General features: G+C 32.0%; 6 protein-coding genes. All 6 read right to left on the reverse strand.

All coding sequences use genetic code 11. The annotated features are described in order from the left end of the window. Window positions 1–174 precede the first annotated feature (174 nt). Window positions 175–1410: a cation:proton antiporter gene (locus tag ACTCDL_RS12835; protein ID WP_463177334.1), complete on the reverse strand. Its 1236-nt coding sequence runs from the start codon at window positions 1408–1410 to the stop codon at window positions 175–177. A gap of 222 nt (window positions 1411–1632) precedes the next feature. Then, window positions 1633–2892 (reverse strand): Nramp family divalent metal transporter, encoded by a 1260-nt coding sequence (locus tag ACTCDL_RS12840; RefSeq protein WP_463177339.1) that lies wholly within the window; start codon window positions 2890–2892, stop codon window positions 1633–1635. Between the two features lie 376 nt (window positions 2893–3268). Then, entirely contained in the window at window positions 3269–4855 is a 1587-nt protein-coding gene (locus ACTCDL_RS12845; protein WP_463177344.1) for a DHA2 family efflux MFS transporter permease subunit, read from the reverse strand. A 16-nt stretch (window positions 4856–4871) separates the two neighbouring features. After that, complete coding sequence (locus ACTCDL_RS12850; RefSeq protein ID WP_463177349.1) at window positions 4872–5525, reverse strand: HlyD family secretion protein; 654 nt, start codon at window positions 5523–5525, stop codon at window positions 4872–4874. A 17-nt stretch (window positions 5526–5542) separates the two neighbouring features. Then, window positions 5543–6517, reverse strand: a complete 975-nt coding sequence (locus ACTCDL_RS12855; protein WP_463177353.1) for an HlyD family secretion protein — start codon at window positions 6515–6517, stop codon at window positions 5543–5545. Window positions 6518–6588: 71 nt separating this feature from the next. Further along, window positions 6589–7056: a MarR family winged helix-turn-helix transcriptional regulator gene (locus ACTCDL_RS12860; protein ID WP_463177356.1), complete on the reverse strand. Its 468-nt coding sequence runs from the start codon at window positions 7054–7056 to the stop codon at window positions 6589–6591. Window positions 7057–7316: the final 260 nt, after the last annotated feature.

Below are 7316 nucleotides of genomic sequence, written 5' to 3' on the forward strand. Positions count from 1 at the left end.
ATAAAACTAAAAGATTAATTAATCTTTTAATCTTTAATTCGTGTTAATTCGCTGCTAATCTTTAGCTTTTGATCTTTAGTCTTTTATTACACTTTAAAGTTGGACACCTATATCCATATTAAAAGAGTCTACTGATATCAGCAGACTCTTTTAATATTTAAAACTTCTTTTAAATTATGCTGTAAGAGTTTCCCCTTCTATTAAATCTAACTTTCTAGCTACAATATTAGTTGTAGTTGCCTGAATCGTTAATGTAGCAATGATTGTCATGAAAGCAATACCAACAATATGGCTAATGTAGGGAATATTTTCACTCATTAACATACCTGTTAAGGCAGCAGGCATAACCCCTGTCTCTCTGACCCAACACATAAACAACATCTCTTTTCCTTCCCATTTAGCCTTTCTATCAGGTAAGGTACAAGTATAAATGGTAAGAGGACGAGCAATAAACATAAAAATAAATATAATTAATGAATTAACCCAAAAATGGTCAAAAATAATATTGAAATCAATCATTGTTCCTAAAATAACAAAAATCATCATTCTCATAATCAGACCAAAGGTTTCATTAACATCCTCTTGAACTTTACGATTTAATAGGTTGGATTTCATATTAAACCATATTTTATTTCCACAGATCATACCAGCAATAAAACTGGCCATAAATCCGCTTCCACCCATTGTTTCAGCAACTAAATAAGACGTTATAGCCACAAAGATTGACATAATAGGAGAGAAGTTCTTTAGAAAACCTAAATTACTTTTTGAAATAAGAAGACTTCCAAACAAACCAATTATAAACCCTACCAAAATTCCAATAGTTGTATCTTTAAGAAAGAGCATAAGGCTATTCATTAAATTAAACTGACCAGAATTAATTACACTTAAAAGAGTAAAGAACAAAACAGAACCAGTAGCATCATTAAAAGCAGATTCACTGGATACAGTTTGAGCTACCCTCTTTCTAATTGAATACTGTTTAAAAATAGGTAAGAGTGCAGCTGGATCTGTTGGAGCAATTATCGATCCCATTAATAAAGCAATACTGATAGGTACACCAATTAGATAATGAGTTGATAAACCTACAATACCTGCTGAAATCAAGACACCTACTGTTGCTAATAATGCAATTGTTATCCAAACCTTTCTTATGACCTTAAACTTGACTTCTCTTCCTCCTAAATAAAGAATAAAAGATGTTCCAGCAGTTAAAATAAGCTTAACTGTCAAAGAACTACTAACCATATCTAATATATCTAATCCATATGGTCCAAATATTACTCCAACTACAAGATAGACTACTACATCAGGTAAACCAAATTTTTGGGCTATTGCCCCACCTATCATTCCTCCCAAAAATATTAATGCAACCATAAAAAAAATTTCATGAACAATACTAGCATCCAATCTTATCACCTCTTATAATATTATAGTATCTAGTTTCTTTATAATAACATATAACTTATGGAAATACAATCATAATTAAGTAATAAAATCTATATTTAGATATATTATTACAAAAAATAATTAAAATTTCTATTTAAATCTTAAATATTAACTAGAAGGAACAAAATCTATTTAGTTAACTAAATAGATTTTGTTCCTTCTAAAATTAATATTATCTTAGCCCTATATAAAACTTTTAAATAGCATCACATTTAAAACTGCTAAAATAATACCAATAGACACTAGTAATATATTATCTACTAATGAATTCTTATAACTTCCCATAACCTTTTTAGAAGAAGTTAAATAGATCTGTGCAAATACAGTTATCGGTAATTGAATGCTTAACATCATCTGTGAATAAATCAGACCTTTAAAAGGATTGGATATCATAAAAATTATAATTGTTGCAGCAATTAATACTAATGATACCCCAACCTTAGTATGGCTGTCCTTTATATCATAAGGCTCTTTAAATAAACCTGCATAAATAGAACCTCCTGCCATTCCAGCAGTAAGTGTAGAAGAAATTCCTGCAAAAAGGAGGGCTATACCAAAGATAATAGATGCTTTTGCACCTAATAAAGGAGTTAGTAAGCTCTGTGCTTGATCTAATTTAGAGACGACAATATGCTGTTTAAAAAATGTAGCTGCTGCCAAAATAATCATTGCACTATTGATAGCCCAACCTATAAGCATTGAAATAAGAGTATCTGTAAATTCAAACTTTAATTGTTTTTTAATTACAGATTCATCCTCCTTATTCCATTGGCGACTTTGAATTATCTCAGAATGTAGAAATAGGTTGTGAGGCATAACTACAGCACCTAAAACCGCCATAACTATAGGCATAGAACCTGCTGGTATATCAACACTAACCCAACTCTTTAAAGCAACAGGCCAATCAATATTAACAATACTCAACTCATATAAAAAAGAAAAGCCAATAATAGATACAAAAGCAATAATAATCTTCTCAAGCTTTGTATATGTATTAGAAAATAATAGAAAAATAACTAAAGTAGTTATGATAACTGAACCAATACGAATTGGGATTTCAAAGAGCATCTTCAGAGCAATAGCACCACCTAAAATCTCTGCTAAAGCTGTAGAAATAGCTGCTAAAATACCTGTCCCTAAAATTGCTCTAGCCAAATTAGGGTTAAGATGCTTCATTGTTGCTTCAGATAAGCAATCCCCTGTTACTATACCTAAATGAGCAACATTATGCTGTAATAAAATAAGCATAATTGTTGAAAGAGTTACCATCCATAATAAAGCATACCCAAACTCTGAACCTGCAGCAATATTAGAAGCCCAATTCCCTGGGTCGATAAATCCTACTGTAACCAATAATCCAGGTCCTATATACTTTAATATCTCCTTTGCACCAAATACAGGACTATGTTTTGGATTTTCAGTAAAGAATTTTTTTATTTTCATATTATCACACCCTTTTGTAGTTTTAATTTTGTCTCTAAAAATAATATAACTACTACAATGGCATTATTTATTACTAAGTTAAATTCTAAATACTCTAATACTATATATTTGTATATAAAGATATTATTCCTATAAAATAAGAATATCTTGAATATTTGCAGAAGCTTTATCTTAATCAAAGTAACATAACTATATAGGTTCGTGAATCTAGAATAAAATTTAACCATGACGTTATAGAGAGATAATGGGATACTTTCGTGTCAGGAATCTAGAATCTGGAATCAGTCTGTTTTACTGATAACTCTTTCCTGACTACTGATTCCTAAAAGTGTCACAATATATCCATTAAGTTTCATTTTGAATTCACATATCTATATCAGTGAGCTGAGACTGCATTATTTAGTTCAACATTATCACTATTATCCATCTCAACCTCTTTCTCTTTCTTACTTCTCATCAAAAGAACTAGTAATATAGCAATGATTACTGCAACAACAGAATACTCTACAGCAGTCTGCATAGCATTTACATATGCCTTTTGTTGCACTATTCCAGTAATAGTCTTAATAGCAGATGCTTTTGCTTCTCCCTGAGAAAGTCCAGTAGTACTATAACGCCCTTCTAATTTTGTTATTAAATCCATAGCAGTTTGATTTGAAGTACTAATCTGCTCTGATAAATAAGCATAATTAAAATCTAACCTATTTTGTATAATCGTTGTCATAATGGTGACACTCAATGAACTGGCAATCTGACGAATAGTATTAGATAGAGCAGATGCTTGGGAAACTAATTGTTGAGGCACAGCATTCATTCCAGCTGTACTAATAGGCATCATAGAGAGACCTAACCCAATTCCTCTGATAAATAAAAGTAATGAGATTGCTTCCTTAGCAGTATCCATATTCATCAAGTAAGCCAATTTATGAGAAGCAAATCCTAAAATTATCATACCAGGTATTACAATAGGCTTAGCACCAATCTTGTCAAATAACCTTCCACTGATTGGCATCATAATCCCTACAGCTACTGCTGATGGAAAGAGAATAATCCCAGTCTGCATCGGTGTATATCCTCTAACATTCTGTAAAAAGAGAGGAAGTACATAGGTAGCACCCATCAATGCAAAATATAAAATACAAGTAATAATCTGACTAAGGGTAAAATCAAATATTTTTAATATCCTCAGTTCAATTAAAGGGTTGGAGTGGGTCAATTCATTGATAACAAATAGAAGTAAGCTTAAACTTCCTAAGGTTAATAACATCGGATTTTTAATCTCTGTCCAATCAATAGTTGATCCTTCCCCTAAAACATAAAGAATGCTTACAATACCAACAGTTGAAGCAATAAAACCTATATAATCAAAATTCTTTGCTGGCTTGGTAGGAGAATCTTTTAAAAGAATCCAAGCTAAAACCACCCCTACTAAACCAATAGGAACATTAATATTAAAGATTAATCTCCAATCTAGATGCTCAATAATATATCCTCCTAAAGTAGGTCCAATAGCAGGAGCTGCCATTGCTGCAATACCCCAAAAACCTAATGCCATACCTCTGCTTTCCAACGGAAAAGTCTGATAGATAATTGACATCCCTACTGGCATAATCATCCCACCACCAATAGCTTGAATAACACGGAAGAATATCATTGAAGTATTACTCCAAGCAAATCCGCACAACAGAGAACCGATAGTAAACATACCCAAAGCAAACATATATACTTTTTTAGAACCAAAGACCTCTCCTAAAAATCCTGTCAAAGGAATAATTGCTCCTAAAGCCAAGGTATAAGCTGTTAAGATCCATTTTACATCCTCTAATGGTGCTCCAAAAACTGCCATCATCTTAGGGATAGCAATATTTACAATACTACTGTCCAAAATCGCCATAAAAGTTCCTATAATTACAACAAAGAGAGCTAACCACTGATCAATATGCCTCTCCTTTTTTTTATCCATTCTTATGCCCCCTTAACTACCTTATATGGATTTTAACAACTGCATTTGTTCCAGGAAGCATCTTATAAGACTTTGAATTGAACTCTATCTTTACAGGAATTCTTTGAATCACTTTGGTAAAGGTACCTCCTGTAGAACTAGGTAGTAGTGAAAAAGCTGAATTAGCAGCTAATCCAATAGTCTTTACATAACCTGTAAATTCTACTCCTGGGTACTGATCAATCTCAATATCAACTTTCTGACCTTTTACAATTTCATTGATTTTTTTCTCTTTAATATTTGCAGTAATATATATTTTAGCTGGATCTACTAATACTGCTAAAGTTTGACCAGGTGAAACTATATCTCCTACATTTCCTTGTTTCTTAATTACAACACCATCAATTGGTGCTCGAACTAAAGACATATCAATATTACTTGCTGGTTGATTTAACATCTCTTGTCTTCCCAAAATCTGCTCCTTAATTACTCGATCGCCTGCTTTTATATCAAATTCCAAAAGCTTACCAGCTATTTGTGGACTAACTCTGATTAAATCAGCATCAATTTTAGCATCCTCAGTTGAAACATAGTAGGCATTATTATACCAATAATAACCACCTATGCTTGTTAAAGCAACAATAATAAGCCCAAATACTGATAAAAGTAATTTTTTTCTCTTCTCATACATTTCTATAACACCTACCTTTATAATTTCAATCCAATTTCTGCAAACATACCGGGCTTAAGAGTCGTATCTTCCCCATTTAGTCTCACTTTTACAAGAATCTTCTTGCTATTTTGATCGATTGCAGGGTCAATAGCCATCACCTTTCCTGTTAGCAACTTATTTGCCAGCTCAGATATCCTTACCTCAACTTGCTGACCAGATTTAATTTTATCTTTGAAAGTCACAGGTAAGTACGCCTTTACAACAAAGTCATCTGTATTCATAATACTTACCAAAGTACGTCCTGGAGAGACCAACTCTCCTACATTAGCTTCTTTTGTCGTAATAACTCCTGAGATTGGTGCTGTAATTATACAGTCATCCAATTGATTTTGGGCCATTTTCAGTACTGCCTTAGCCTGTTTAACTTGAGCTTTCATCAGGCTAATAGTCTCTTTTCTTTCTCCATTTCTTAAAAGATTGAGCTTCTCCTTAGCAGATTTTAATTGTCCTTTAGCAGATGCCATCTGCCCTTCTGCTATTTCTAACTGTTGTTTAGAAGAGAAACCCTTCAGGAATAATTTATTAATACGATTATAATTATTTTTAGCATTATCATAGGACTTATTAGCACTATCAACTAAGGCTTCAGCCTCTAATTTCAATTCAGGCCGTGCACCTTTAAGCGCTTTTTCCAAGTTGGCCTCAGCTATAGCAACACCTGCTTTAGCTTGATCTAGTTGGGCTTGTAAGTCCTTAGTATCCAACTTAATCAAAGCTTGACCTTTGTCTACCTCTGTTCCAATCTCAACAACAACCTCGGCTACCTTAGCTGTTACTTTAGATGTAACATCTGTTTTTTGATTGGCTTCAACAGTTCCTGCCATTAAATAAATAGGTTTTTTAGGTGCTGCTTCTGCTGCTGTTTGCTTTACCCCTTTAGTTGCTCTATCCATATTACAACCACTCAAAAATAATAATATTATTAAAAAAATTGGTGCTATTTTCTTCATCTTCTTCCTCCCATCTTTTTAAATAAACCTTTGATATTCTCTCAAAACTTTATTAAAAATACTTATTATAATTATTTTGATTGTCTTTCATCTTCCATTTTTACCAGAATATCTTCCATTACATCAAGCTTATCATTTAAATCTCTCCACCAGGACTCCGGTAAATCTTTTTCAGTAACTTCTATCAAATTATCTATTATCTTATTTGATTCTTCTAACTTATCTTTGATTTCATAATTCAAACCTATCAATACAACTCTACGGTCTTCTGTACTCCTATACCTCTTGACATAATCCCTTTCCATCAAACGATCGATCATTCCTGTTAAAGTACTAGCTGGAATTCCAACATCTTTAGCAAGAGAAGTTACTTTATATTCCTTTTTTTTCAAAAGAAATAATACCATTAGCTCCATCCTTGATAGACTATCATCTTCAAGTACAGCTAATATTTCATTCATAATCTTTTTATGTACTACAGACAATTGTCGAATAACAGATATACATAAATCAATCTTATTACCATCTATATTTGACATTCAATCCCCTCCGTTATTTTATAATTAAATATTTCGTTATCGAATATTTTGTATTGATAAAATTAATATTACTATAAACTTCTTCAATTGTCAATATAGTTGAATATCTTGAATTAAAGACTAAATATTCTAAATTATCTATTATTTCAAACTTATAGGCTAAAAGAACAAAATGGGCTATCGCCCAGTCTTCTACTCAAAGCCTTAAAAATAATTCAAAACAATTTTTAGCAACGAATCTCACTAATTTACGCGAATTT

The sequence above is a fragment of the Orenia sp. genome, from assembly GCF_055140805.1.